The organism is Spirosoma jeollabukense, from assembly GCF_054777855.1.
Map to the genome: position 1 here is coordinate 151,975 of NZ_BAAHAD010000014.1, position 25,030 is coordinate 177,004.

The following is a 25,030-nucleotide window of genomic DNA, read 5'->3' on the forward strand; positions in this document are numbered from 1 at the left end:
CGTAAGAATTAATTAAAAGTGTATGTCGACCCTTAGGCAGCCACCTTAAACTCTGATGTTAGGTGGAATGTAACGTCGGGGTTATTTTGCTGATTCATACGTAGCATCCAATCGGATTCAGCCAGAAAGACTGGATTCTGATCTTTGTCGTAGGCAATCTGGTTGCCCTTTAATCGAATAAACTCCGCTAGCTTAGCCGGATTTTCGGCCGTTATCCAGCAGGCTTTTGTGTAATTCAACGGCACCCAGCGACATTTAGCGCCGTATTCGTTTTCCAGCCGGTATTGAATAACTTCAAATTGCAGTTCGCCAACCGTACCAACGATCTTGCGATTCCCTAACTCAAGTGTAAATAACTGAGCAACACCTTCATCGGTCAATTGTTGAATGCCCTTATCGAGTTGCTTCGCTTTCATGGGGTCCAGGTTGACAAGTTCCTTGAAGATTTCGGGCGAAAAGCTCGGAATTCCCTGAAATTGCAACTCCTCACCTTCCGTAAGCGTATCGCCAATTTTGAACGTACCGGTGTCGTAAAGACCCACTACGTCGCCAGGAAATCCTTCTTCGAGCACGCTCTTGCTGTCGGCCATAAAACTGAACGGGCTGGCAAACCGCACGTTTTTATCCAGGCGTGTGTGGTGGTAGAACTTGTTACGTTCAAACACCCCCGAACAGATACGCAAAAACGCAATACGGTCGCGGTGGCGCGGATCCAGGTTAGCGTGGATCTTGAAAACAAAACCAGTAAAGTTTTTCTCGCCGGGGAAGACTTCACGCTTATCCGTCGGGCGAGCGATGGGTTCAGGCGAAATCTGGCAAAATCCATCGAGCAATTCTTTCACCCCGAAATTATTGACCGCCGACCCGAAAAATACGGGAGCCAGCTTACCATCTAAATACGTCTGCCGGTCGAACGGATCATATATGCCCTCGATCAATTCAACGTCCTCCCGAAGTTGAGCCGCATCGCGCGCGCCCACTTTCTCATCAAGCAAACCATCGGCCAGCTCAATGGATAGTACGTCGTCCTCAACTTTGGTTTTATTGACTTTAAAGAAATATAACTTTTTCTCGATCAGGTTATATACCCCTTTAAACTCAGAACCCATATTGACGGGCCAGGTCATCGGCCGGACGCGGATGTTTAATTTCTCCTCCAGTTCGTCCAGAAGATCGAACGGATCACGGCCTTCGCGGTCAAGTTTATTGATAAAAATAATAACGGGGGTATCGCGCATCCGGCAAACTTCCATCAACCGTTCGGTTTGCTCTTCAACCCCTTTTACGCAGTCAATTACCAGAATAACACTGTCTACAGCCGTCAGGGTGCGGTACGTATCCTCTGCAAAGTCCTTGTGACCAGGCGTATCGAGGATATTGACTTTCAAGTGATCGTATTCAAACGTCATGACCGACGTAGCGACAGAGATACCCCGTTGCTTTTCAATTTCCATAAAATCTGACGTAGCAGACTTCTTGATTTTATTGGATTTAACCGCACCAGCCGTCTGGATAGCGCCCCCAAACAGCAGCAATTTTTCAGTTAATGTAGTTTTCCCGGCATCCGGGTGACTAATGATGGCGAACGTCCGCCGACGGGCGGTTTCTGCCTGGATATTCGTTTGCATTATTCTCAGAATCAGATCACAAAGATACGAATTGAATGATGAATTATGAATGATAAATGAGGACAGGGAGTTGCTAGCCCCTCATTTATCATTCATAATTCATCATTTTAAACGAACGCCCAAAAGAGCAAGGCCCAGCCTGCAATCATGGCCAGGCCACCTAAGGGTGTAATGGCCCCCAGCCATGTAATACCGGTGAAACACAGTATATAGAGCGAGCCCGAAAAAATCAATGTGCCGCCCAGAAGTGAGTATCCTGACCAACCCAGCAACTTAACAATCGTTGAATTACTGGCAAATACGTGCATCAACAAGCCAACCAGTATAAGGGCTAACGCATGATAAAATTGATATTTAACAGCGGTTTCGAACGTAGCAGCCCGTCCCGATGCATCGAGCATCGTCCGTAAGGCATGAGCCCCAAACGCGCCGAGCCCAACGCCCAACAAGCCTAAAACAGCACCTGATTGAATAAAGAATTTCATATCTCTGTTGTCATACTGACGAAGGAAGCATCTTCGGATCAGATTAATTGATAGCTATTGAAGATGCTTCCTTCAACAGCGGGCCGACGTTCCAGCAAGACAGAAGACAGCTAAGCTCTGGCGCCAAAAATAGCACTCCCAACCCGAACCAATGTACTGCCCTCTTCAACAGCGATATGATAATCCCCACTCATGCCCATGGACAACTCGTGAAACTGAACAATAGGGTGCTGAATTTGAGCCAGACGATCATATAGCTGCTTCAGTCCGCGAAACTCCTGCCGAATTTGCGCTTCATCGTCCGTATTTGTTGCTAAGCCCATCAGACCTACCAGACGAACATGTTGCAGATCATCTACTTCCGGAGCGTTAAGTAGGGCTTCAGCTTCTTCGGGCGCTAAACCGAATTTTGTTTCCTCATCGGCAATATAGATTTGCAACAGGCAGTCAATAATACGATTCTGTTTGGCAGCCTGTTTGTTGATTTCCTGTAGGAGCTTCAGGCTGTCTACCGAATGGATCAAAGCCACAAATGGGGCAATGTACTTAACTTTGTTACTCTGTAAATGACCAATCAAATGCCATTGAACATCGGCAGGAAGCTGTGGTTGTTTGTCAACCATTTCCTGCACTTTATTTTCACCAAACCGCCGGGCACCCGCATCGTAGGCTTCACGTAGTAATTCGACAGGTTTCGTTTTGGTAACGGCAATCAGTTTGGCCTTACCTTGTAATTCACGCTCAATCCGGCGAATTGTATCAGCAATCATAGTAAAGTAAATTGTGAACGTATTCCGCCCATTTATTAAGATTCTGCAAAGATAGGTTTGAGAACTTCGCAGAAACACGTAGTTTTTGGCCAAAATTCATTAGAAAGCCTCAGAACAGCACAATAATTAGTTGGCTGCTTTGGTTTTGGTAACGATTAAACTGAAACTCATCCACGTAGGATATGACCCCAATGGAACCTAGACCCCAACCCCGCAACAACAGCCGCAGTTACCTACTGGCAGCCCTATTGATCCTGGCCGCCCTGAACGTACTGCTTCTCTATTTCTATTACCAGGAACGGCAGGATAATAAAACTAAAGATGCTACTATTGCGGCCAAAACAGAGGAGGTATTGATTGCCAAAACCCAGCTTGACTCTATTTCGACCCAGTTAGATGCTAAAATTGCCGAAATTCAGAAACTAGGCGGCAGTGTCGATTCATTGATGAAAATAAAGGCACAACTGGAGATTGATAAGAAAGAGCTTAGAAATGTCAGTGCGTTTGACAGTAAAAAGTATAACCGAAAAATTAAAGAATATCAGAACCTGCTGGCTCAGAAAGACGAAGAAATTGCCCGTCTGAAAGAAGAGAATGGCATCCTGACCGTGCGCAATGACTCGTTAACGAATGAAAATAGTACGTTAAAGACCGAACGCCAGAGTTTGAGCGATTCAGTCATGTCGGTTTCAGTAAAAAATCAGGAATTAGCTGAAAAAGTTACTATAGCGGCCGCACTCAGGGCCGAAGCGGTCACCGTTAACGCTGTTAACGCCAAGGGAAAAGAAAGTGACGGTGGCACCTACAAAAGTAAGAAGCTCGACAAGATTCATGTTTCGGTTCTGCTGGCTCCCAATGGGTTAGCCAAAAAGGACGAAAAAGAATTATACATACGCGTTCTCGATCCGACCGGTGCGGTGATATCAGACATGGCAACAGGCTCCGGAGAGTTTACGTACAACAATCAGGGGATGATTTACACGGCCAAACAGCGTTTCACCTTTGACAATACTCGTCAGCGGCTTGATTTTTTTTATGGCCGGGGTGGGCAGCGTTTCAACGAAGGGAAGTATAGTATTGAGGTTTACTGTGAAGGCTTCCGCATTGGAGAAGGTGAGTTTACGGTAAAGTAGTAAAAGGTGCCGTGCACGTAGCCAGGAGCATAGGTAGGCAGTTTTTGCCCTATACTCTTGGCTACGTGCATTTTTATTCCTACCTTTGCGCCCTAATTTCAAACCAATTACAATAAAATGTTTCCAAATAACTACGAAACGGTGTTCATTTTAACTCCCGTTTTATCTGATATTCAGATGAAGGACGCCGTTGACAAGTTCCGTAAAGTGCTTACCGACAACGGTGCGGAGCTTGTTCACGAAGATCACATGGGCCTGCGCAAGCTAGCCTATCCGATTCAGCACAAGAACACGGGTTACTACCAACTCTTCGAGTTTAAGGCCCCTGGCACCATCATCGAGAAACTCAACACCGAGTATCTCCGTGACGAGCGCATCATCCGTCACCTGACGGTTTCGCTTGATAAGCACGCTGTTGCTTACAACGATCGCAAGCGGAATGGCTTAGTGGGTAAGAAAAAACAAACCGAAAACGAAGGCAAGTAATCATGAGTCTGCAAAACGAATCTGTCTCGAAGACCGAGAACCGCAAAAAATACGACCGTTTCAAGAAAGCCGGTATTAAGTATATCGACTACAAAGACGGCAACTTCCTGCTGAAATTGTTGAACGAACAGGGTAAAATTCTGCCCCGTCGCTTAACCGGCACCACCTTGAAAAACCAGCGCAAAGTGGCTCAGGCCGTTAAGCGTGCCCGTCATCTGGCCATTCTGCCCTACGTAGGCGATTCACTGAAATAAATTTTAGTCACTAGTCGAAAGTCGTCAGTCAACAGGGCTAACGACGTTCGACTGTTTACTGACGACTTTCCAAAAATGAATATCATTTTAAAAACCGATATCGCCGGCCTGGGCTATAAGAACGACACTGTTGTTGTGAAGCCAGGTTACGGCCGCAATTACCTGATTCCACAGGGATTTGCGATGATGGCAACCGATTCAAATAAAAAGATCGTTGCCGAAAACATTCGCCAGGCAGCTCACAAAGCCGAAAAACTAAAAAGCGACGCGCAAGCAATTGCGGAAGCAATTGGTGATACTGTACTGACCATCCCGGCAAAAGCTGGTGACAGTGGCAAAATCTTCGGTCGTGTTACAAACACGCAGGTAGCCGATGCCCTACGCACGAAAGGCTTTGATATTGACCGGAAGAAAATTACGGTTGAAGACGTAAAAGTTCTTGGTACGTATGAAGCTTCACTTGACCTGCACAAGGACGTGAAGCACAAAGTGAAATTCGAAGTCGTTTCGGCCGAATAAGCCCTACTGATTTCAAGTCAAACCGACTGGCACGTTTTAAAACGAAGCCAGTCGGTTTTTTATGTTTATATCAGAAAGATCAATCTACTTTTAAGCAAGTTTGCCAAGAAACAAAAACAGCCTAATTTAACTAATAATCAGCCAGTTATCTTATAAAATCTTTTACACTAAACGGACTTTTTAGGTCCGTTTTTTTGTTGATAAAGTATGCAGTTTCATACCGAATTTTCGCCTGAACCACTCCCCCATCGCATTGGGCTGAACAGCCAGATTGTGACGGTTGGCTCGTGCTTTGCCGACGTAATGGGGCGTCGATTGACTGATAATAAACTAAGCGTACTGAACAATCCATTCGGGACGATCTTCAATCCAATTTCCATCGCAACCTTGCTGACGATGGCGTTGTATGGAACCACTCCAGATGAGAAACGGTACATTGAGCGGGAGGGAGTCTGGTTTCATTACGACTTTCATTCATCACTCTGGGCGAATAGCCGCGATGAACTCCGTAACAAATTAGAGAACTGCCTGTCGCAAACCGCCGAAGCCATTCGAAAGGCGGATTTTCTACTCCTTACACTCGGTTCGGCGATAGTCTACCGACATATTGAAACGGGCAAGGTAGTGGCTAATTGCCATAAAATGCCTAACGCGCTGTTTGAAAAATATCTGTATAACATTGATCATCTCCGTGATGAACTGACACGCTTAGTAAAGACGCTACGCAAAGCCAATCCCAAATTGAACGTAGTACTCACCGTTAGCCCTGTCCGTCACACGCGCGATACACTTCCGCTTAATAGTGTCAGCAAATCCATCCTGCGGGTCATTGCTCATGAGTTGACTATCTGGAATAACTGGGTTACGTATTTTCCAGCATACGAACTGATGATGGACGATCTGCGTGATTATCGCTTTTATGAAGTCGATATGATACACCCCAATGCGCAGGCACAGGCGTATATTTTTGGAAAATTCACGGAGAGCGCTTTTGACCCCGAACTTCGTAAGTTCATTACCGATTGGTCTCAAATCAGTAAATCGCTGGCCCATCGTCCACTTTATGGTGATAACAGCCCGGCTCATCAGCAGTTTCTAGTCAACTTGTTGACACAACTGGATGCCCTGTCGACTCGTATTGACGTATCAACGGAACTGGCTGACGTTAGAAGCCGTTTAGAAAAATGTGCACAGCGCCCTTCGGAGTTGCAGAACGTATAACTCCCGGAGCCTTGTCCATTTAAGGTGCATTTTCATTCCAGATTAGCCAATACAAATTACCCGATGTCTGATTACCGATTGAATAAAGAAGCTGTTTTACGGGCATTAAGCACTGTTGAAGAACCTGATCTAAAACGTGATATCGTTTCACTCAATATGGTGAAGGATGTGACGCTGGGCATCGGTTCGGTTCGGTTTACAGTTGTCTTGACAACGCCCGCCTGTCCACTCAAAGAAGTTATTCGCAAGCGATGCGAAGACGCTATTCATACGGCTATTGGCGCTGATATTCAGGTTACGATTGACATGACATCAGACGTAACGTCGACACGTGCAAATGCGCCGACCTTACCGGGCGTAAAAAATATTATTGCTGTCTCGTCCGGTAAAGGGGGCGTTGGTAAATCTACCGTAACAGCCAATCTGGCCATTGCCCTCCACAAATCGGGGGCGAAGGTTGGTATTATTGACGCTGATATCTATGGTCCATCCATGCCGACCATGTTCGGAGCCGAAAACATCCAGCCGCGAATCTTTCAGGTAGATGGACAAACCCGAATGGAGCCGGTTCAGCAGTTTGGTATCAAAATGCTGTCAATGGGTTTATTGGTGGCGCCAGGCCAGGCTATCATCTGGCGTGGTACTATGGCTGGACGGGCGTTGCAGCAATTCTTTTCCGATGCTGACTGGGGCGAATTAGACTACCTGCTGATTGATTTGCCGCCGGGTACGGGCGATATACACCTGACACTGGTGCAAACTGTGCCGGTTACGGGCGCGATCATCGTTACAACCCCTCAGAAGGTAGCGCTGGCCGATGCTACAAAAGGGCTGGCGATGTTCCGTCAACCACAGATTAACGTACCCGTATTGGGTGTCATTGAAAATATGTCCTACTTCACACCCGCCGAACTCCCTGATCACAAATATTATATTTTTGGCAAGGGCGGTGGCCAACGGTTAGCCGATCAGTTTGACGTACCGCTGTTGGCCCAGATTCCGCTTGTGCAGAGTATTCGCGAAGCCGGTGACGAGGGCCGCCCAGCCATCAGTGTCGGCGAACCGGTGGCCAGTGAGGCTTTTGAAGGAGCCGCGCAGGCACTTGCCCAGCAAGTGGCCATTCGCAACGCCACAGTTGACCGCACGGAACGCGTTGTGGTTGCCTAAACAACTTAGAGGTACAAAACAGATGTTGGTTAACGTAGCAAAAAGTAACTTTTCGCTACGTTAACCAACATCTGTTTTAGGGTTAATTTACGTTCTTTCCCAACTTCTTGTTTGCTGGTGGTGAAGAACCAGTTGAAAACATTTCTTCTGTCCTTTTCAATTGATGACTAACCGCTTGGTAGCCATCACAACGCCACCAACCACTAAGCTGTAGACATAGACGCCAGCAGCCATGCCCTTTCGATTTACCTGGATGCGCCCTTCCGTGTTCATTGATACATCGATCAGACGTATTAACTGACCCTGTACGCTATGAATCTGAATAATCGCCTGCTGGCTGTTGACGGGTCGATTAAAGGTGATCGTCGTTTCGGTCGTGAATGGATTGGGCGTTGTTTCGAGTGACACATCCGACTCCACGCCTGGATCGACTCCCTGGCGGCTAGTCGAGATGGCTATCAATTTCCAGCGCTGACTTGTACTCCCCGTAGCAATTTTGCTCACAGCCCTACTGACGCCGTCCACCAGGCCGATATCCAGCCGGTTGCCAGGCGCACACTGAGGTTCTAATCCATAAATATTCCCGCCCAGATCAATCAATTTCCAAACCTGATTGCTCCCTCCATTACTGGTATAAGTTTGTACTTTTATGTTATCGCCAGCACTTCGGCCCGCTACATCCAGGCGCTTACCTAGGGCATGCTGCGGTTCGAGTTCATAGAGCCCGTTGCCCTTAGCGATAAACTTCCACCGCTGATTGGGTCCACCATTGCTTTGATATAACTCAACAATCGCCTGGTCGGCTGTACTCAGCGCCCGCACATCGAGCCGCTTACCCGGGGCATTTTGAGGCTCAAGTTCATAAACGCCACCCACCACGATGCCGGTGCCACCACCCGTCGACGGAACAAAATTTGCCGTCAGCGTGGTGTTTACACCCGGCGTAGACAAGTTTTGAAGGCGAGTTCCACCATTTGACCAGGAAGAAAATGTATAGGTAATGCCCCCTACCGTTTGGGGCGACACAGCTTCCAGTCTCCTGATAATACGGCTGACGCCACTGAATGAATAAGGCCCTGTCACGACGCTGCCATCCAGTTTAAGAGCTAATCCGGCAGGATTGGTCGCTAACGTAATAGTCGAGGTGATAGGAACTATATCTCTGGATACCGTCGTGGTAGCCCCCCTAGAATCCTTGACCGTTAGAAATAGTCGAAACAGTACGTTGGCCGACGTTTCCATCTCGGTGGGAATGGTGAAACTACCCGACTTAATGCCACTGATGGGTTCCATTGCCGGGTGTGCGTGAGCCGGAGAATCAAAATGATACAGATCAATTTTCCAGGTAAAGGCGCTGGCGGGCAAATTGCCGTCTTCTCCATCGGTGCCCGTACCGGAAAACGAAATGACATCTCCACCCGCATACTTCGTACCTGTTGCAGGCGTGCTAATCGTAGCGACAGGTAACTGGTTCGTGATGACCGTTAGGGTTACTTCGCTACTGGTGGCGCTGCCGGCAGCATTACTAACAACTACCCTGAACTTAGCCCCACTATCCGCTAGAACTGGACTGGCCAGCGTATAACTCGCTAAAGTTGCCCCCGAAATAGGAACACCATTTCGCTGCCATTGATACGTTGGCGTCGGATTGCCGGAGGCAACCGTAGTAAACGTAACGGATTGCCCAACCGATACTGTTTTGCTGGTTGGCTGCACAGCGATGACCGGCACGCCATTTCCGGTATAATCTACACGCCATAAAACGCCATTGGTACTCGATGTATTAGCCTCATCAGAACCGCCAGCGATACCACCTCTGGCGATGAAATAAAGCGTTCCATCGTTGGCGACGGCCACATCCAGCGGCCGGTTGATGCCTGTGGCAAAATTGGTGACTGCTTTCGTGGCTGGATCAATCGTTTTAATCCAGCCGTTACAATAATCGCCAAAGAAATACTTGCCAACGTAAGCCGCCGGGAATTTAGCCGTAGTCGGATTATAAAATGCACCGGCCGTGATGGAGCATCCCTGCCCGTGGTCATAGGCATAAAAAGGGTCCTGGTAATTAGCCGGTGGGCTTTGACTAGTTCGAACGCCTTCAACACCCGGCCACCCGTAATTTTTTCCGGCCCCGCCTTCGTTGATCTCTTCCCAACTACTGTTGCCTACGTCGTTAATAAACAGTTTACCAGTACCGGGTTGCGCAGCTAACCGGAATGGGTTACGCAATCCCAGCGCCCATATGGCTCGGTTGATACCCGTAGCGGTTGTGTAGAAGGGGTTATCGGCTGGAATACTACCATCCAAATTGATGCGCAGGATTTTCCCTTTCAACGTCGTCAGGGATTGCGCGTTGGCAGCCACGGTGTTCTCGCCCATCGAAATAAACAGCTTACCTTCTTTGATGGCCAAACCTCCGCCGTTGTGGTAGCCTACCGAACCTAACGGATCGATATCGATTAACACCCGCTCGCTCCCGACGACGGCAACATCGCCATTGGCCGTGAAACGGCTTACCCGATTGTTACTCACCGAACTCCCCGCTGCTTTATAGGTGTAATAGACGTACAGAAAGCCGTTTGTGCTGAAATCAGGATCTAACACCACCTTCAGTAACCCTCGCTCGTTAAAGTTATCGACGTTGGGAATGGTGACAAAAGGTGTGGCTAGCAACGTATTATTCTTAACAATTCGTACTTTCCCATTTTTCTCGGCTAGGAAAACGCGGCCATCCGGTGCCACATCCATTCCGACCGGATCAAGGCCAGTCGCGATCTGAACGCCAGCAAAATTGCTCGGGAACGTTTGTGCAACAGCCAGTTGGTAATGGAGTAGACAGAGCCATATGAGCAGAAGGGTTACTTTACCGGGCGAATAAGTTAGAGAGAAGTGGTTCATAATCGAGGTTGGCTGGTTTAGGGAGTTATTAGGACAGAAAGAAGCTAATGCTATAAGTGGAACAGATCGTTCGGAGTTTGTGTCGGCACGGTACTGACTTCCCTACTACGTCGCTTGTGAGCCGTATCAGGTTACCATTTCAAAGGGCCAATCTCCTATAAATTAACACAGTATCAACAAAGTTAACCCTGATCAACCTGGTTTGTTCTTTTAGGGAGCGTTACGTTAGTGTGTGAATTTTCGAATAAACAAACCAGGAAATTAATGTTGGGTGATTTAGCCAGTACGACGGTGGTAGCGTAAGGAGGCAGAAATTAAGTTTGCCCGATTTGTGGATTAATCAACGTACTGTAAGGATCAATTTTCCCGGTTGTAAATCAGGAGAACTGGCTGTTAACGTAATGCTTCCTGCCGCTCCTTTGGGACGAACAATAGCTAAACACCGTCCCCGGAACGTCGTTTTTTGGGGTTGTTGAAAGCTGCTCATGTCGGTAGGATTCGCATTGCCAACGCCCGCCAACTCGCCCACACCCGCCAGTTGAAACGTAACAGGGAGATCGGCCGTAGGAATCACATGATCCTGGTTATCTAAAACTTCAACGATTACGTAGGAAAGGTCGTTACGATCAGCACGGATAATCGACCGGTCGGCGGTTAACCTAAGATGGTGTGGCTTTCCAGCAGTACGTAGCTCAACTGCGCCCGTTAGTTTGCCATTTTCAAAACTTGTTGCTTTCAGAATGCCAGGCTGATACGGAACTGTAAATGTCGCGGTGATGGTCGTATCAGACAGACGTTGTTCACCAACAAGTTGGCCATTCAACTCCAGACGGACCAACGGACTACGCGAGAAAATACGTATCTGAAGCGGTTTCCCTTCGGCTCCCGGCCAGGACCAGCTCTGCTGTTCGTCGGGCCAGCCCCAGTTGGTAACAGTTTCTTTCATGCCGTCGGGAATGGGACTATGAACGGCCAGGGCAATGGGACGGTTTCGCCAGACAACATCGCGGTAATAAGATTGCGGCTTTTTAAACCCAATCAGGTCCAGATCACCACACCAGGCATTGAACCAGGGCCACGGCAACACCGCTCTTGTACTGTCTTTATCAGCTTTCGGCTGAATAATCGTGTGGCCAATGGCCGTTTCACCCATGTAATCCATCGCGGTCCAGACAAAATCACCGATGACGTAGGGGTGCTTTTCGACTTGCTGCCAGTTTTCAAACGCTTCGTTGGCAAACGTTTCTGTACCTAGTATAATCCGTTCAGGATGACGCCGATGATCTGATTCGTTGTGCTTCCACTCGTAATTGTAGCCACCCACATCCAGCAATGCGAAAGCCCTGTCCGAATCCTCCCAGACGTTGCCAGGATGCTCCCAAAATGTGCATAACGCTTCGGTAACCGGGCGCGTTGGATCGAGCCTATGGGCTTCGGCAACCAGTTTCTTCGTGATTTCCAGTCCTGATGGATCGGCCCGCTCGTTGATTTCATTGCCAATGCTCCACAAAATAACGGCCGGATGATTCCGGTCGCGCTGGATCATAGCAGTCAAATCGCGTTGCCACCATTCATCGAAAAAACGGTGGTAATCCTGCGGTTTTTTGGGCCGCTGCCACATGTCGAATGCTTCGTCGATAACCAGCATGCCTAACCGATCGCAGGCATCCAGCAAAGCCGTAGAAAGCGGGTTATGACTGGTACGAACAGCATTAAATCCGTTGGCTTTCAGCAGCGCTACTTTTCGCTCCTCGGCACGGTCGATGGCTGCGGCACCTAAAGGGCCGTTGTCGTGATGAATGCACCCGCCTTTCAGCAGTACGCGTTTTCCGTTAAGCACAAAACCCCGCGTAGCACTGAACTCAATCGACCGGATGCCAAACGTAGTGGTTACGCTATCCAGCCGTTTTTTGCCCGATATAATCACTACGTTCGCTGTATACAAGCGGGGTGTTTCGGGCGACCACAGTTGCGGATTCACCACGATCATAACCTGTTTGCGTTCCGTCTTGCCGTTGGCCGATACGGTTATGGTTTGCCGGGACGTAGTACTTATCAATTTACCATCTGGCGAAATCAACGTAGTTTGCACGGAAACAGGCATTTCCTTCCCACTCGCATTGTCAATTGTCGTCGTAAGGTGCACGTAAGCCGATTTTTCGGTAATCTGGGACGTAGTGATTGATACGCCCAATGGAGCGATATGCACAGGTTCGGCGGTGGTTAACCAGACGTGCCGATAGATGCCCGACCCGGTATACCATCGACTATTCTGACCTGAATTTTTTACGCGAACGGCCAGTACATTCGTTTGGCCCGGTGGCAACAAATAGGGTGTTAACTCGTAACTAAAAGGCGTATAGCCATACGGATGATAGCCCAAATGATGCCCATTCAACCACACATCGGTTTCTGTATAAGCGCCATCGAAATGAACAAGAACCGCCTTTCCTGCCTCCAATGTACTGATTGTAAACGATTTGCGATACCAGCCTGTTCCCCCTACGGTGAATCCCGTAGATGTACCGCCTATACTGGCTCGCGAAAACGGACCCGCAACCTGATTGGGAACCTGGTTCGGCAAATCTTCGATACTCCAATCGTGGGGTAGATCCAGCTTTCGCCAGTTGGTATCGTTGTAAGCAGGTGGCTCAGCCTGAACGGTGCTGTCTTTTAAAAATCGCCAGTCCGAATCGAAAAGCCGGGTCCGGGTTGGTTTCTGTTGTCCAACTGCATACGTAGTAACGAGCAGGTAGCAGGCTAAAAATAATTCCTTCATAGTCACTTATTGATGCACGTAGCCTCCCAGCCATTCACGCTGCAAGTTGCGAAGACCAAGTTAAGCTTAATAGGTGTAGTTTGGGCTGTTTTGCCCATTTCCAACTTATCCGGTAGGTACGCATGCTGCATAAAACGGGTCCAGTAAACACTACTGAAGTTACACTGTTATGTAGGCATGAGCCAACCCATTTACACGACCATCCCTGATACCACAGACAGAGCTTATTGGCAGATGAAGACCGATGATGCTACGCACTCGCTACAGGGCTTTGTACCTATTTACCCCGAGTTGCATCGGCAACTTAAGGCTCAGGCCTGGAAAGACATACAAACCAAACTGGCTAAAAAAGTCAAGCCCCTCCCCCCATTGGATACCAACCAAAGTGATCAATTCTAGTGGTCAGGCATCGCCATAGACACGTACTTATTGTTTTTGCTTTTTTTGACAATTTCAGAACGAAAACCGTCATGATAATGGGGCCGTGCGTGCCCTACTGATTTGATGATACGCTTCACGCAGAGGAAAATTGGTTCAGCCAATATGACTACGGCGAGGGGCTGATAGAGGTGGGGAACAATCCGCTGCTTGATAAACAGCAACTCGTTGTATCAAATGGGTAAACCTGGCGCCACGAATCCTTTCTGGATAGCTAGCTTCTTTACCTATGAATTCCGACAAAGCATCCCGTCGCACTTTCCTGATGGCTTCCCTCGGTCTGTCGGCTGTCAGCTTCATCCGACCCGCCAGCCGACAGGCGCTTACGGTCGGGCAAGTCATTGATCGGATAAAAACCAACGTAGCTATTCCCTGGCGGGAGCAGACCGTCGACAACCTAATTGCCGGTACGCAGGATATGCCCGTTAAAGGAATTGCATCGACGATGATGGCTACACTGGATGTGCTTCAGCGGGCAGCCGCAAAAGGCCTCAATATGGTCATCACTCATGAGCCAACTTTTTATTCCCATCAGGATCGCATCGAACCCATTGGCCAGGATTCACTTTATCAGCTCAAGCGTGATTTTATTCAAGAACATGGCCTGGCGGTCTTCCATTTCCATGATCACTGGCACGGGCGCCGACCCGATGGCATTGCAACAGGGATGATCCGGGAACTGGGATGGGCGAAGAACAACGACTCCCAGAACCCCAGGCTGTTTATTTTCCCGGAAACATCACTGGCGCGTTTCGCCCAGGGGATGGCCACTAAATTAGGGATTCGAACCATGCGCGTGATTGGCGACCCTAATTTGCCCATAAAGCGTGTGATGGCCAGTTGGGGAAATGTTAGCCTAATGCCTGGTATTCCGTATCTGGCTCAGGCGGATGTGCTGGTGGTTGGCGAGACGCACGAGTGGGAACTTGTGGAGTATGTACAGGATGCAATTACGTCCGGCCAGAAGAAGGCCTTAATCATTATGGGTCATCTGGTCTCTGAGCAGGCTGGCATGAAATATTGTACTGAATGGCTGAAAGGATTCATTTCCGAAGTCCCTATTGACTTCCTCGCAGCGCCTGAGCCCTACTGGCGGCCCGATCAACCCGTCAAATGAACTCTTGATGCTTAGCGGTAGAGCCAGTTGGCAACAAGCCGAACATACCGTGGCATAATAACAAACGTCATTAGTCCAACGATTAGCAGACTAGTCAGAAATGGCTTTACTAGTGGGAGAGATAAGAAAGATAAGGCAGAGAAAATGGGAGAAAGTAACCAGGAGACCAGAACGGATAGCGGAAATATAGCAGACAACGTTATCAGGAATTGTTTGTAAGCAGGAGCATTCTTTCTGGTTTCCGGTGGCGTAAACCAGAACTCAAGACCCGTCTTAATGTCTATCTTTTCGTCCGTATTGAGCAACGGACGTACTTTGTCGATCATCTGTTTGCGGGTATCAGAATCCAGCCAATGGCGTAACGAAGCTTCAGATGCGAAATGAAGCACAATGGTGTATTCCTCGCTCTGCCCATGTGGTCTGATTACATTTACGCCCCGATGTCCGTCAGCTTCCTGAGCCAGCGGCACCATCTCCTTTAACCAATTCTCATAGGCAAGAATCTGATGTTTATAAGGCCGCTGGATAATGATTGTTGTCACAGCACTTTCGAGATCGATGGGAATTCTGGCTGACATGGCAGGAATTCAGTTTTGAACAAGGATTGATTTAACGCTTAAAAATATTGCAATGGCCCAAGAATCCCATAAGTTTAGGCTTATTTAGCGACGCCATAACTAAACTGAATCGTCACTACGTCCGCTGCTACGTCCAGATCGTACATAGGTGGATCGGTGATTTCTTCAATCTCAATGTCGAGTGGAGTAGCGGCCAATTTAGCCAGGTTTTCGGCCACATAGGCTTTAGCCACTTGGTGAATCAAGGCTAAACGCGACAGCAGGGAAGTAGCTTGACCAGTACGCTCAGCCCGAAGAACTCGGTCAAGGCTATCCTGAAAATCACTCATAGGCACTTTTAGACTGCCCCATTGCCGATTTGACGTTGAATTGTGCATAGGAATTTTAAAAAGGCTTAGCTTAAACAACGTACAGCCAGGCGAATAAGAACGATAGCCATAATTACCACGCCTTACAGCCTATACTTTTATGCGTTGTGGCGGTTGAGACATATTCCATTAGAGGATAACCGTAAATACGAACTCCACCTATTTGATTGAGAGACGAAAGTAGCAGACCCGCAAGCTCAATAGCATTTAGGGGATTGTTTTTTGCATAAATTGCGTTAAGAATGCAGATAGTCAGATGTTTGTTTCAGTAATGTTTGAACATCATTTCCGCAAGTCATTAATCTTCAATAAATTACGGGTAGATCAACGCATTTACCGTAAATGAATCATCTAATGGAAACGGTAGTTAATAACGACCAGTTAATTTCTAAAATAGAGCGGGCCCTTGACAGTATGCGCCCATACCTGGCAGCCGATGGCGGAAACGTTAAAGTGCTGGAAGTGACGGATGACAAAACTGTGCGGCTTGAACTAATCGGTTCCTGCGGCTCATGCCCCATGTCAGCCATGACGTTCAAGGGCGGGCTGGAAGAAGCCATCCTTAAAGCTGTTCCCGAAATACTGAAAGTGGAAGCGGTGAATCTTACTCCCGCGTTTTAAACAATTCTGGCTATGACAGCTAAGGAATTAATCAATGTTGATCCGGAGTTGATGGGGGGCACGCCCGTTTTTCGTGGAACACGGGTGCCCATTCAATCACTACTTGATCATTTGCAAAGTAACATTCCACTCGAAGAATTTTTGGACGACTTTCCTACTGTTTCGAAAGAGCAGGCAGTTGAACTTCTTACTCTCGCTATGAATTCTGCACTTGAAAAAGCAACAGCGTGAAAATTATTCTTGATGAGAATATTCCAAAACGCTTGCAGTTTCGAATTCAGGGTAGACCAGGAATTACCGAAGTCAACACCATTAAAGAGATGGGCTGGAATGGTAAAACAAACGGTGAACTCCTTCGTCTTCTCATGGAAAATGAATTTGAGGTTCTCATTACATTAGATAAAGGGCTTTATCATCAGCAAAATCTTACAAAGTTTTCGATTACAGTTATTTTGCTTCGTGTAAAAACGAACAGGTATGAAGATATACAGCCACTCTTACCTAAGCTATATGCTTTGCTTGGTAAACGACCAGAAGGAACACTGATTACCCTTGAACCTTAAAATGACAAGTTTACAGTTTTCGCCATTAGAACGCCGAATCAGGCGTTTTTTTGTTTCTTTGCACTCGTAATTATTTCCCAATTCAGTGAAAATAGGCATTTTCTTCGGTGGTCCAGCGCGAGAGCGCGAAGTGTCGTTTGCGGGTGGACGCACGGCTTTAGCTAATTTGGATAAAGGCTTATTCGAGCCCGTTCTGGTGTTTGTCGATGGACGCGGACGATTCCGGCTCGCTACGTCAGACTTTCTTCAATCAGCTTCGTTGCGTGAAGCCTTGCCCCAGGGCGACTCTGGATTTTCTGTATATGACGAATCACTCAGTGCTGATGTACTCGATGCAACCTTACCCGAACTAAGACCAGAGCAGTTTCGCGATCATTTCGATTTAGCCTTCCTGGCCATGCATGGTCCCGATTGTGAAGATGGGGCTATTCAGGGTTTACTGGAATGGCATAAGATGCCCTATACGGGCCCTGGATTGGTTGGGTCGGCCGTAGGAATTAATAAAATCCTGCAAAACGAACTCATTGCGTTAGCCAACGGGCAGCAAAAGAAAACAGCGACGATCAATCGAGATGCCTACGAACAGGCGGATAAAGCACAATTTTTTCAATCGTTGATTGAGCATTTGGGTTTGCCAATTGTTGTGAAAGCTCCGCATCAGGGATCGTCAATTGGCGTAGCGATTGTGCGCGAAGCCGATCTTACCCAATTCTGCCGGTCGGTGGAGCAGTGCTTCTTTACGATGAGTATACAACCCGACGGCTGGAGTAAATTGAGTGAATGGGCGGATTTATCAGCTGACGATAAACGTGAATTAGCGCAAAACATGGTCAGTCTGGACGCTGGAATAAGTTTTCCAGTGGTTATTGAGCAAACCGGCGACGTAATAAAACACCCTAAAGATTTTATTGACAAGCTCGATGCCTTGACCAGAGATCAATCGGTTGGTGCCATTACGCTTGCCTCGCTGAATGCTGAAGATGAAGTACTTTTTGAAGAATTTATCCGTGGACAGGAATTTTCATGCGGAGTGATTCAGGACGACGATCAGATTGCTATTGCGTTGCCACCAACCGAAATTTACAACGTAGCGAGTTTCGATTTTGAGTCAAAGTATAAGCTTAATACGACAAAAAAACGCATTCCGGTTGAGACAAGCTTGGAGAACAACCGTAAGATTCAATTAGCCGTTGCGCAGGTATTTACACGCTTGGGAATCAATGTTTATTCGCGGATTGATGGGTTCCTGACGCCCGCTGGCGACGTGTTGCTTCATGATCCAAACACGATTCCGGGCATGTCACCTTCATCGTTGATCTTTAAGCAAATGGCCGAGATCGGGCTAAATCTGGCGAATTCACTAACATATCTGATCCGTCAATCGCTACGTGAACGCATCCGTACTGGCAAAGATACATTTCACCTTAAACAGTTGCTTGCTGATCTCGACGCTCAGCTTGCCGATCGAAAAGCGAATCCTTTACCAGAGCGCGTTGTCTCGTTTGGCGACAGTGACGAAGGATTTGCGGCTGCCAAACAACAGTATAATGAACTGGCTGCTTCAGGAACGGTTCGGCCATCGTTGATGTACATTAAAAGCAAACAGGAAGCCTACGAAATTCCGGTTAACCTGCTCTTTAAAGACACAATCGTCGAATTGGAAACAGCCCTGAGTCAACCACGCCACCCGCTATTGGTCGAAACGGCTGAACACGCCCGACACATTACAGAACGATACGTTTAATCACTAAAAAAGGGCCTCACTTTACTAGGAGGCCCTTTTTTAGTGATTAAGTTCAACTTATAACAGCACGGGCTGCCCTGTTCGGACAGACTCATCGCAGGCGAAGGCAATTTGCAGGCTATTCACGGCATCCTGCATGTGATCGGTCAAGTCAACATTATTTTTTATGGCACGTAAGAAATAGCGTTGTTCACGGTTACAGAGTTCCTGATGATCCGGTTCGTCCTGCATATCAATCCAGGTGTCGGAAGTTACAAATTGATCATTCTCGTCCAAAGCGGCCTTATGTACACGTAGTGATTCGGTTTTCGTATGCGAATCTACATTATCTGACTTTCCAGAAGCTCCTGCATTTTTAGCGACAATTGACACACAACCCTCAGGCCCAATGACGTCTTTTACGAAGAAAGCCGTTTCACTCATCATTGGTCCCCAGCCAGCTTCATACCAACCTACCGAACCATCTTCAAATCGAATCTGCAACTGTCCGTAGTTGTAATTACCAACCGGTATATCATTCGTTAAGCGAGCCCCGATCGCATTGACCTGCAAAGGTTTAGAACGCGTCATCTGGCACATCACGTCAATGTAATGCACGCCACAATCTACAATTGGGCTAAGGCTTTTCATTAGATTTCGGTGGACTGTCCACATCGTACCGTGACTTTGCTGATTGAGATTCATTCTCATTACCAAAGGCTTACCCAGTTCACGTGCTATCTCAACGAACTTTTCCCAGGAAGGATGATGCCGCAAGATGTAGCCCACTACTAATTTTTTCCCTGCTTTTTCAGCGGCCGCCATGACTCGCTTTGCACCTTCGACCGTATCAGCAATTGGTTTTTCGATGAATACGTGACAACCTTGTTCAAGCGCCATGATGGCAAAGGTTTCGTGCGTATCGGGATACGTAGAAATGCAAACAGCATCGGGCTGCGTTTCTTTCAGAGCAGTTTGGTAATCTGAAAACAAGGCGTATCCACCGCCAAGCCGTTCATTTAAAACGACCTTGCTGTTTCCGGTTGATACAATTCCGCAGATTTCGAACCCATCAAGCGTTTTGTACGCAATGGCGTGCGAGGCACCCATATTACCGCACCCAACAACAAGAACCCGCAGGGGCTTAATAACTAACGACATTACTTTTAAAGCTTTTTAGTTGGATACGGATTAATTAGTGCGATTGTACCATCGGCATTATGGATCAACTCAGTTACCTTAATATTACGTAGATGAGTTTTGCCAGATAGCTCTGTATCATGATAAAAAATGTACCATTTACCTTTGAATTCAACGATTGAATGGTGAGTCGTCCAGCCTTTTACGGGGGTCATCATATTGCCCTGGTACGTGAAGGGGCCATACGGCGAATCACCTATAGCATAAGCTAGAAAGTGCGTATCACCCGTCGAATAGGAGAAATAATATTTACCATTATACTTGTGCATCCAGCTACCTTCAAAAAAACGTCGATCATGATCGCTGGTCAATAGTGGCTTGCCCTCTTTATCAATGATTTTCACGTCTTTAGCTACCTCATCGAAGTGCAGCATATCCTTGCTCAAACGAGCCACCTTGGCCGATAAGGCTGGCTCTTTGTCATTACCTGAATCTGTTTTAGACCCATTGGCTTCGTATTTACCCGAACTCCAGCGTTGTAGCTGTCCTCCCCAGATTCCACCAAAATACATATAGGCTTTTCCATCTGTATCCACAAATACAGCCGGGTCAATACTATAACTACCTTCAATTGGAGTAGGTTCTGCCTTGAATGGACCACTCGGCGATTTGCTCGTGGCTACGCCCATTCGGAATACATCTTTTTTATCTTTAACGGGGAAGTAGAGGTAATACGTACCATTTTTGTAAGCTGCATCGGGTGCCCATAGTTGTCTACCAGCCCAGGGGATATCTTTAATATCCAATCCAACACCGTGATCGGTGACCTTGCCATTGATGCTATCCATTGACAGGATATGATAATCGCGCATGGCAAAGTGAGCACCCTCGTCATCTTCTTTTATACCGGCATCAATATCGTGGGATGGGTAAATGTAGATTTTACCATCAAAAACGTGCGCCGACGGGTCTGCAGTGTAAATGTGACTAACCAACGGCTTTGAGAGTGACTCTTCGCTACTTGTCGAATCGCTAGCACCCCTTTCAGATTGTTCCTGTTTTGCCTTATCACTTTGACAGGCCTGCAAGAATACGCCAGAAACGGCTAAGAAAAATACTGCGTTTCTGAGTTTGCTGTGCTTAATCATATTTTTTGGTTTAACGTATTTACTTAATACAGACAGGAAAGAAAGTAACACCGCCAATTTACTGAACGCTCAAAGCGGCTCCCTTACTATCGTGTCATTCGTCAAAAGATACTATCGTGAATGATCAGTATTAGCATAAAATCGCCGGTTTATTTGTCCGCAAGTGAACAAAGTTTGTCCAGTTATGGACATTGCTAAACAGCGAACAAAGGCACAATGTACTGATTTTCAAAAGCTTAATTAGTTGGCACAACCTTTGGATTACGTAGTGTGAACAGTAAACAACTGAATTTTAAAACCACTAAACACGATACGACCATGTTACCACTAATGAGCAAAATCGCTGCCTCTCTTTTATTGAGTGCTTCAGCATTTATCAATCCTACTACGCCTAAGACGCTATCATTCGATGCCAGTGCATTCGTTACCGTAAGCAATAAAATCCGGATTGCCGTTCAGAAATCTACTGAAGCCCCAGTCACGATTGTTCTCCGCAATGCAGAAAATCAAGTGTTTTTTCAGCAAGATCTTGGTAAAAACGAGCCCAAATTTGCGGTAAAGTTAAACGTTGATGACCTGGCTGACGGACAATATGAGTTAGAAATCAAGTCGAATGAAGGCAGCATTAACAAACACCTGAATTTGTCGACTGCTCCTGTTCAGAAGCAAAACCGTATTGTTGCGGTACAGTAAGAATTCCCACCAGTAAATAGAGCCACCAGCCGAATGGTTGGTGGCTCTATTGTTTAACGCTTGAGGGACGATTTTTAAATCACTTGTACGCTTACTTCGTAATAATCGACAGTTGTTGGGCCAGCAAAGTAACCACTCATGTGTTTAAGAACATCCTGAAGAAAACCACTGGATTCAGCCGCTTGCCGGTTCTCTTCCGAATCCCAGATCGTTACCATTAATCCTCGGTTTGTAGTCGGGTTAGTTAGCATTCGACTGTTTTTAAAACCATCAAGGTTTTTGAGCGCTGGCCCTACCGAATCGTGAAAATAATTCACAGCCTCCGTAATGCTTTCAGCCTTTAAAGGAAATTGAATAACCCGTGCATACATGCTTATATGTGCTTAGCGAGAAAAAGATTTTTTGTTATGACACGCTTTTAAATTCCTCCTGTTCCACAAAAGGCTGACTACGTAGTCGCTTACCAGTGGCTTTGAAAATAGCATTGGCAACAGCAGCACCCGCGGGTGGAAGGGAAGGTTCGCCCAAGCCAGTGGGTTCGATTTCATTCTGGACAAAATGCACCTCTATTTCCGGAATTTCATTTAGCCGAATGAGTCGGTATTCGTTGAAATTTTTCTGTTCCGGAACGCCATCCTTGAAGGTAATATTACCAAACATAGCATGGCCAATTCCGTCAACAACGCATCCTCTCACTTGTTGCTGCGCTCCACTTTGGTTAACAACAACCCCACAGTCAGCTGCCGAGTATACTTTCTGGAGAACCGGTTTGCCTTTCTGTACGACCACTTCACCAATTTGCGCTACGTAGGATCGATGCGAAAAATAGACACTGAATCCCTGTGCAATCAATTTACCATCTACTCCTTTCTTTTTCCCCCAACCCGCTTTTTCAGCAGCTAGGGTAATGACGCCTTTCATACGGTCTATGTCGTACTTTATAGCACCAGTTGGCTTTTGTTTCGCTTTTTCTAACAACTCCAATCGAAACTGTACGGGATCTTTGCCAGCAGCCTGTGCGACTTCGTCTATAAATGACTGTTCAGCAAAGGCAAGAAAATTCGTGATTGGAGCACGCCAAGGACCAGTTGTAATTGGTGATTTATGATCTACACTGTCAATTAGTAAATTATCTACGGCACCAGCAGGAAAATTATCTTCCCGCGTTGAGTTACCGGCATTTATGCTGGCTCCCCGCAATTTGTAGCCAATCATGTTACCCTGCGCATCAAGAGCAGCCTCGAAGCGATACCGAACAGCGGGACGATAACTTCCCCCCGTCATATCATCTTCACGCGACCAGATCACTTTCACTGGTGCATTAACCAGTTTCGATACCTGCACTGCTTCAATTACATAGTCAGCCTTAAGTCTCCTTCCAAAGCCTCCGCCCATACGCGTGAGCTGCACTGACACTTTATCAGGCGAGATACCCAGCAATTTAGCCGTTTCGTTGCGTGCCAGTTCAGGCGTTTGCGTTGGTCCAACTAATTCCACGCCATCAGCCCTGACGTGAGCAAAGAAGTTCATGGGTTCCAATGGATTATGCGGCAGGAAGGGACATTGATATTCAGACTTGACTACCTTAGCTGCATTCTTAAAGGCAGTTTCTACATCACCATCTTTCCGACGTACTGTTGCCTCTCCGCTATCTAGCATCTCTTTAAATAATCGATTGTGGTCAGATGTGCTTTCGAGCGTATCTGCCTTTTCCCATTCGATTTTCAAAGCATCCTTCGCCTTTTTCACCTGCCAGGTTGACTTCCCAACAACAGCCACATTGTTGGTAAATGTTACTACGTCAACAATACCTGGCATAGCTTTAGCAGCCGTTGCATCCAGCGACTTCAATTTATACCCAAAAGCGGGACGTTGAATCATTGAAAACAACATCCCTTCCCGATAAAAGTCTAGTCCGAATAATGGTTTTCCCGTTATAATCTTAGGGTTATCAACATTCTTTACCGTTGTTCCAATAAGTTTAAAGTCTTTTATCTCTTTAAGTTTAGCATCGGCTGGAACAGGTATCTGACCCGCTTCAGCAGCCAGTTCACCATAGCTAAGCTTACGATTGCCAGCAGCATGCAAGACAACACCTTTTTCAGTTGTGCATTCCGATGATGGCACGTTCCAGCGTTTTGCAGCCGCTTCAATCAGCATATGTCTAGCTGTAGCACCAGCTTTGCGCAGACGTTGCCAGGAATGTGGGATAGAGCCACTACCACCAGCGACCTGTCGTTCAAATTTCTTAGTATCAAGTGGAGCCTGTTCAACGACAACTTTCGTCCAGTCAGCATCGAGTTCTTCAGCAACAATGATTGGAAAAGCCGTTTTGATGCCTTGCCCAACTTCAGGATTTGGCGACAAAATAGTGATAATGCCCTGTGGATTAATTGATAGATAACTATTGAAATCAATCCCTGGTGCAGTTGTCCCAGCTGCATTGATTATTGCTGATGATGCGGCCTCAGACTCAAGCCAGTTAAAGCCTAATAGGAGCCCTCCCCCGGTTGCTGCAGCTATTTTCAGAAAGTTTCTTCGACTTGAACTCGCTAATGTTTGCATAGCTTTCTATTTTTTTAAGGTTTTATTAGCCGTAGGGGTTTCGGAGGCTAATTTTACAGCTTCACGTATGCGGTGATACGTCCCGCAACGGCACAGGTTACCACTCATTGTATTATCAATTTCAGCTTGAGTTGGCTTAGGATTTTTCTTCAGCAGGGCAGCCGCTGTCATTATCTGACCAGATTGACAATAGCCACATTGGGGTACATCTACTTTATCCCATGCCTGTTGAACCGGGTGCGTGCCATCGGCTGAAAGCCCCTCAATTGTGGTCACCTTCGATTTACCAATAGCTGATACAGGTAACACACAGGAACGCATAGCTTCGCCATTTAGGTGAACTGTGCAAGCTCCGCATTGAGCGATACCGCAACCATATTTAGTTCCTACTAATCCAAAATTATCGCGCAGTACCCATAAAAGGGGAGTATCAGCATCTACATCTGCCTGAAGAAGGCGACCGTTAATTTGCAGTTTGAAGATAGCCATTGAGTTTGAAGAATTTGCTCAGAATACTAAGGTAAGAAAAAGAGAAAATTACTCGGCTTTAGCTATATAAAAACCATTGAAAAACAGAAAAAGCCATCAACTTCGAGTTGACGGCTTTTTATTACGGATTGAAGTAATAAAGCTGTAAACGCCGAACGCCGTGCTCTGGGTAGAACACGGCGTTGGATCTGGTTTCCTTAGGTGGCACCTTCCTACTCTCCCGCTTGTGACAGCAGTACCATCGGCA

Annotated in this window: 25 protein-coding genes; 13 read left to right on the forward strand and 12 right to left on the reverse strand. The window is 47.0% G+C overall.

Annotated elements, in window-relative coordinates; genetic code table 11:
* Window positions 1–32: 32 nt before the first annotated feature.
* The 3 genes from ACYVEA_RS31000 to ACYVEA_RS31010 all read right to left on the reverse strand — a co-directional run bounded on the left by ACYVEA_RS31000 (window position 33) and on the right by ACYVEA_RS31010 (window position 2,883).
* On the reverse strand, window positions 33–1,628 hold the full coding sequence (locus ACYVEA_RS31000) for a peptide chain release factor 3 (protein WP_461117252.1): 1,596 nt from the start codon (window positions 1,626–1,628) through the stop codon (window positions 33–35).
* Window positions 1,629–1,735: 107 nt separating this feature from the next.
* A complete protein-coding gene (locus ACYVEA_RS31005; protein ID WP_461117253.1) occupies window positions 1,736–2,113 on the reverse strand; it encodes a DUF423 domain-containing protein in 378 nt (125 codons plus the stop codon).
* A 110-nt stretch (window positions 2,114–2,223) separates the two neighbouring features.
* Window positions 2,224–2,883 (reverse strand): YggS family pyridoxal phosphate-dependent enzyme, encoded by a 660-nt coding sequence (locus ACYVEA_RS31010; protein ID WP_461117254.1) that lies wholly within the window; start codon window positions 2,881–2,883, stop codon window positions 2,224–2,226.
* A 191-nt stretch (window positions 2,884–3,074) separates the two neighbouring features.
* Here ACYVEA_RS31010 and ACYVEA_RS31015 point away from each other — a divergent pair, with 191 nt between their 5' ends.
* The 6 genes from ACYVEA_RS31015 (at window position 3,075) to ACYVEA_RS31040 (ending at window position 7,663) form a co-directional block, all read left to right on the forward strand.
* A complete protein-coding gene (locus ACYVEA_RS31015) occupies window positions 3,075–4,016 on the forward strand; it encodes a hypothetical protein (RefSeq protein WP_461117255.1) in 942 nt (313 codons plus the stop codon).
* Window positions 4,017–4,133: 117 nt separating this feature from the next.
* Window positions 4,134–4,502 (forward strand): 30S ribosomal protein S6, encoded by a 369-nt coding sequence (gene rpsF / locus ACYVEA_RS31020; RefSeq protein ID WP_093833559.1) that lies wholly within the window; start codon window positions 4,134–4,136, stop codon window positions 4,500–4,502.
* 2 nt (window positions 4,503–4,504) lie between these two features.
* On the forward strand, window positions 4,505–4,756 hold the full coding sequence (gene rpsR, locus ACYVEA_RS31025) for a 30S ribosomal protein S18 (protein ID WP_018620831.1): 252 nt from the start codon (window positions 4,505–4,507) through the stop codon (window positions 4,754–4,756).
* Window positions 4,757–4,831: 75 nt separating this feature from the next.
* Window positions 4,832–5,275, forward strand: a complete 444-nt coding sequence (gene rplI, locus ACYVEA_RS31030; protein WP_093833557.1) for a 50S ribosomal protein L9 — start codon at window positions 4,832–4,834, stop codon at window positions 5,273–5,275.
* A gap of 207 nt (window positions 5,276–5,482) precedes the next feature.
* On the forward strand, window positions 5,483–6,496 hold the full coding sequence (locus tag ACYVEA_RS31035) for a GSCFA domain-containing protein (RefSeq protein ID WP_461117256.1): 1,014 nt from the start codon (window positions 5,483–5,485) through the stop codon (window positions 6,494–6,496).
* 63 nt (window positions 6,497–6,559) lie between these two features.
* Window positions 6,560–7,663, forward strand: a complete 1,104-nt coding sequence (locus ACYVEA_RS31040; protein ID WP_461117257.1) for an Mrp/NBP35 family ATP-binding protein — start codon at window positions 6,560–6,562, stop codon at window positions 7,661–7,663.
* 156 nt (window positions 7,664–7,819) lie between these two features.
* On the opposite strand, the gene ACYVEA_RS31045 is transcribed toward ACYVEA_RS31040, so the two are convergent.
* Window positions 7,820–10,561 (reverse strand): PQQ-dependent sugar dehydrogenase, encoded by a 2,742-nt coding sequence (locus ACYVEA_RS31045; RefSeq protein ID WP_461117258.1) that lies wholly within the window; start codon window positions 10,559–10,561, stop codon window positions 7,820–7,822.
* Window positions 10,562–10,901: 340 nt separating this feature from the next.
* Complete coding sequence (locus ACYVEA_RS31050; protein WP_461117259.1) at window positions 10,902–13,340, reverse strand: glycoside hydrolase family 2 TIM barrel-domain containing protein; 2,439 nt, start codon at window positions 13,338–13,340, stop codon at window positions 10,902–10,904.
* A gap of 177 nt (window positions 13,341–13,517) precedes the next feature.
* Between ACYVEA_RS31050 and ACYVEA_RS31055 the strand changes: the two genes are divergently transcribed.
* Both ACYVEA_RS31055 and ACYVEA_RS31060 read left to right on the forward strand, forming a co-directional pair.
* Window positions 13,518–13,739: a hypothetical protein gene (locus ACYVEA_RS31055; protein ID WP_461117260.1), complete on the forward strand. Its 222-nt coding sequence runs from the start codon at window positions 13,518–13,520 to the stop codon at window positions 13,737–13,739.
* 268 nt (window positions 13,740–14,007) lie between these two features.
* Complete coding sequence (locus ACYVEA_RS31060) at window positions 14,008–14,895, forward strand: Nif3-like dinuclear metal center hexameric protein (protein ID WP_461117261.1); 888 nt, start codon at window positions 14,008–14,010, stop codon at window positions 14,893–14,895.
* Between the two features lie 11 nt (window positions 14,896–14,906).
* Here the strand turns inward: ACYVEA_RS31060 and ACYVEA_RS31065 are convergent, their stop codons facing one another.
* Together ACYVEA_RS31065 and ACYVEA_RS31070 are read right to left on the reverse strand one after the other, a co-directional pair.
* Window positions 14,907–15,473 carry an antibiotic biosynthesis monooxygenase gene (locus ACYVEA_RS31065; protein WP_461117262.1) on the reverse strand — a complete coding sequence of 189 codons (567 nt, stop codon included), beginning with the start codon at window positions 15,471–15,473 and terminating at the stop codon, window positions 14,907–14,909.
* An 80-nt stretch (window positions 15,474–15,553) separates the two neighbouring features.
* Complete coding sequence (locus ACYVEA_RS31070) at window positions 15,554–15,850, reverse strand: hypothetical protein (protein WP_461117263.1); 297 nt, start codon at window positions 15,848–15,850, stop codon at window positions 15,554–15,556.
* Between the two features lie 345 nt (window positions 15,851–16,195).
* Between ACYVEA_RS31070 and ACYVEA_RS31075 the strand changes: the two genes are divergently transcribed.
* The 4 genes from ACYVEA_RS31075 to ACYVEA_RS31090 all read left to right on the forward strand — a co-directional run bounded on the left by ACYVEA_RS31075 (window position 16,196) and on the right by ACYVEA_RS31090 (window position 18,769).
* Window positions 16,196–16,462 carry a NifU family protein gene (locus tag ACYVEA_RS31075; RefSeq protein ID WP_093833538.1) on the forward strand — a complete coding sequence of 89 codons (267 nt, stop codon included), beginning with the start codon at window positions 16,196–16,198 and terminating at the stop codon, window positions 16,460–16,462.
* 12 nt (window positions 16,463–16,474) lie between these two features.
* A complete protein-coding gene (locus tag ACYVEA_RS31080; RefSeq protein ID WP_461117264.1) occupies window positions 16,475–16,693 on the forward strand; it encodes a DUF433 domain-containing protein in 219 nt (72 codons plus the stop codon).
* Entirely contained in the window at window positions 16,690–17,025 is a 336-nt protein-coding gene (locus ACYVEA_RS31085) for a DUF5615 family PIN-like protein (protein WP_461117265.1), read from the forward strand. Before ACYVEA_RS31080 ends, ACYVEA_RS31085 begins: the two co-directional genes overlap by 4 nt.
* A gap of 85 nt (window positions 17,026–17,110) precedes the next feature.
* Entirely contained in the window at window positions 17,111–18,769 is a 1,659-nt protein-coding gene (locus tag ACYVEA_RS31090; protein WP_461117266.1) for a D-alanine--D-alanine ligase family protein, read from the forward strand.
* A gap of 57 nt (window positions 18,770–18,826) precedes the next feature.
* Here ACYVEA_RS31090 and ACYVEA_RS31095 read toward each other — a convergent pair whose 3' ends face one another.
* A complete protein-coding gene (locus ACYVEA_RS31095; RefSeq protein ID WP_461117267.1) occupies window positions 18,827–19,909 on the reverse strand; it encodes a Gfo/Idh/MocA family protein in 1,083 nt (360 codons plus the stop codon).
* 5 nt (window positions 19,910–19,914) lie between these two features.
* Entirely contained in the window at window positions 19,915–21,036 is a 1,122-nt protein-coding gene (locus tag ACYVEA_RS31100; RefSeq protein ID WP_461117268.1) for a glycoside hydrolase family 43 protein, read from the reverse strand.
* Between the two features lie 270 nt (window positions 21,037–21,306).
* On the opposite strand from ACYVEA_RS31100, the gene ACYVEA_RS31105 reads away from it, so the two are divergent.
* The gene (locus tag ACYVEA_RS31105; protein ID WP_461117269.1) at window positions 21,307–21,729 is read left to right on the forward strand and encodes a hypothetical protein; all 423 of its coding nucleotides are present in this window, start codon (window positions 21,307–21,309) and stop codon (window positions 21,727–21,729) included.
* A 74-nt stretch (window positions 21,730–21,803) separates the two neighbouring features.
* Here the strand turns inward: ACYVEA_RS31105 and ACYVEA_RS31110 are convergent, their stop codons facing one another.
* From ACYVEA_RS31110 to ACYVEA_RS31120, 3 genes are read right to left on the reverse strand one after another with little or no spacing between them, the layout of a single operon-like run.
* Window positions 21,804–22,100: an antibiotic biosynthesis monooxygenase family protein gene (locus ACYVEA_RS31110; protein ID WP_461117270.1), complete on the reverse strand. Its 297-nt coding sequence runs from the start codon at window positions 22,098–22,100 to the stop codon at window positions 21,804–21,806.
* Window positions 22,101–22,134: 34 nt separating this feature from the next.
* A complete protein-coding gene (locus ACYVEA_RS31115; RefSeq protein WP_461117271.1) occupies window positions 22,135–24,294 on the reverse strand; it encodes a molybdopterin cofactor-binding domain-containing protein in 2,160 nt (719 codons plus the stop codon).
* A gap of 6 nt (window positions 24,295–24,300) precedes the next feature.
* Complete coding sequence (locus tag ACYVEA_RS31120; protein WP_461117272.1) at window positions 24,301–24,783, reverse strand: (2Fe-2S)-binding protein; 483 nt, start codon at window positions 24,781–24,783, stop codon at window positions 24,301–24,303.
* Window positions 24,784–25,030 lie beyond the last annotated feature (247 nt).

Coding starts and splice junctions, on each gene's coding strand:
- ACYVEA_RS31000 (WP_461117252.1), bottom strand. CDS start 1,628: ATGCAAACGAATATCCAGGCAGAAACCGCCCGTCGGCGGACGTTCGCC.
- ACYVEA_RS31005 (WP_461117253.1), bottom strand. CDS start 2,113: ATGAAATTCTTTATTCAATCAGGTGCTGTTTTAGGCTTGTTGGGCGTT.
- ACYVEA_RS31010 (WP_461117254.1), bottom strand. CDS start 2,883: ATGATTGCTGATACAATTCGCCGGATTGAGCGTGAATTACAAGGTAAG.
- ACYVEA_RS31015 (WP_461117255.1), top strand. CDS start 3,075: ATGGAACCTAGACCCCAACCCCGCAACAACAGCCGCAGTTACCTACTG.
- rpsF (WP_093833559.1), top strand. CDS start 4,134: ATGTTTCCAAATAACTACGAAACGGTGTTCATTTTAACTCCCGTTTTA.
- rpsR (WP_018620831.1), top strand. CDS start 4,505: ATGAGTCTGCAAAACGAATCTGTCTCGAAGACCGAGAACCGCAAAAAA.
- rplI (WP_093833557.1), top strand. CDS start 4,832: ATGAATATCATTTTAAAAACCGATATCGCCGGCCTGGGCTATAAGAAC.
- ACYVEA_RS31035 (WP_461117256.1), top strand. CDS start 5,483: ATGCAGTTTCATACCGAATTTTCGCCTGAACCACTCCCCCATCGCATT.
- ACYVEA_RS31040 (WP_461117257.1), top strand. CDS start 6,560: ATGTCTGATTACCGATTGAATAAAGAAGCTGTTTTACGGGCATTAAGC.
- ACYVEA_RS31045 (WP_461117258.1), bottom strand. CDS start 10,561: ATGAACCACTTCTCTCTAACTTATTCGCCCGGTAAAGTAACCCTTCTG.
- ACYVEA_RS31050 (WP_461117259.1), bottom strand. CDS start 13,340: ATGAAGGAATTATTTTTAGCCTGCTACCTGCTCGTTACTACGTATGCA.
- ACYVEA_RS31055 (WP_461117260.1), top strand. CDS start 13,518: ATGAGCCAACCCATTTACACGACCATCCCTGATACCACAGACAGAGCT.
- ACYVEA_RS31060 (WP_461117261.1), top strand. CDS start 14,008: ATGAATTCCGACAAAGCATCCCGTCGCACTTTCCTGATGGCTTCCCTC.
- ACYVEA_RS31065 (WP_461117262.1), bottom strand. CDS start 15,473: ATGTCAGCCAGAATTCCCATCGATCTCGAAAGTGCTGTGACAACAATC.
- ACYVEA_RS31070 (WP_461117263.1), bottom strand. CDS start 15,850: ATGCACAATTCAACGTCAAATCGGCAATGGGGCAGTCTAAAAGTGCCT.
- ACYVEA_RS31075 (WP_093833538.1), top strand. CDS start 16,196: ATGGAAACGGTAGTTAATAACGACCAGTTAATTTCTAAAATAGAGCGG.
- ACYVEA_RS31080 (WP_461117264.1), top strand. CDS start 16,475: ATGACAGCTAAGGAATTAATCAATGTTGATCCGGAGTTGATGGGGGGC.
- ACYVEA_RS31095 (WP_461117267.1), bottom strand. CDS start 19,909: ATGTCGTTAGTTATTAAGCCCCTGCGGGTTCTTGTTGTTGGGTGCGGT.
- ACYVEA_RS31100 (WP_461117268.1), bottom strand. CDS start 21,036: ATGATTAAGCACAGCAAACTCAGAAACGCAGTATTTTTCTTAGCCGTT.
- ACYVEA_RS31110 (WP_461117270.1), bottom strand. CDS start 22,100: ATGTATGCACGGGTTATTCAATTTCCTTTAAAGGCTGAAAGCATTACG.
- ACYVEA_RS31115 (WP_461117271.1), bottom strand. CDS start 24,294: ATGCAAACATTAGCGAGTTCAAGTCGAAGAAACTTTCTGAAAATAGCT.
- ACYVEA_RS31120 (WP_461117272.1), bottom strand. CDS start 24,783: ATGGCTATCTTCAAACTGCAAATTAACGGTCGCCTTCTTCAGGCAGAT.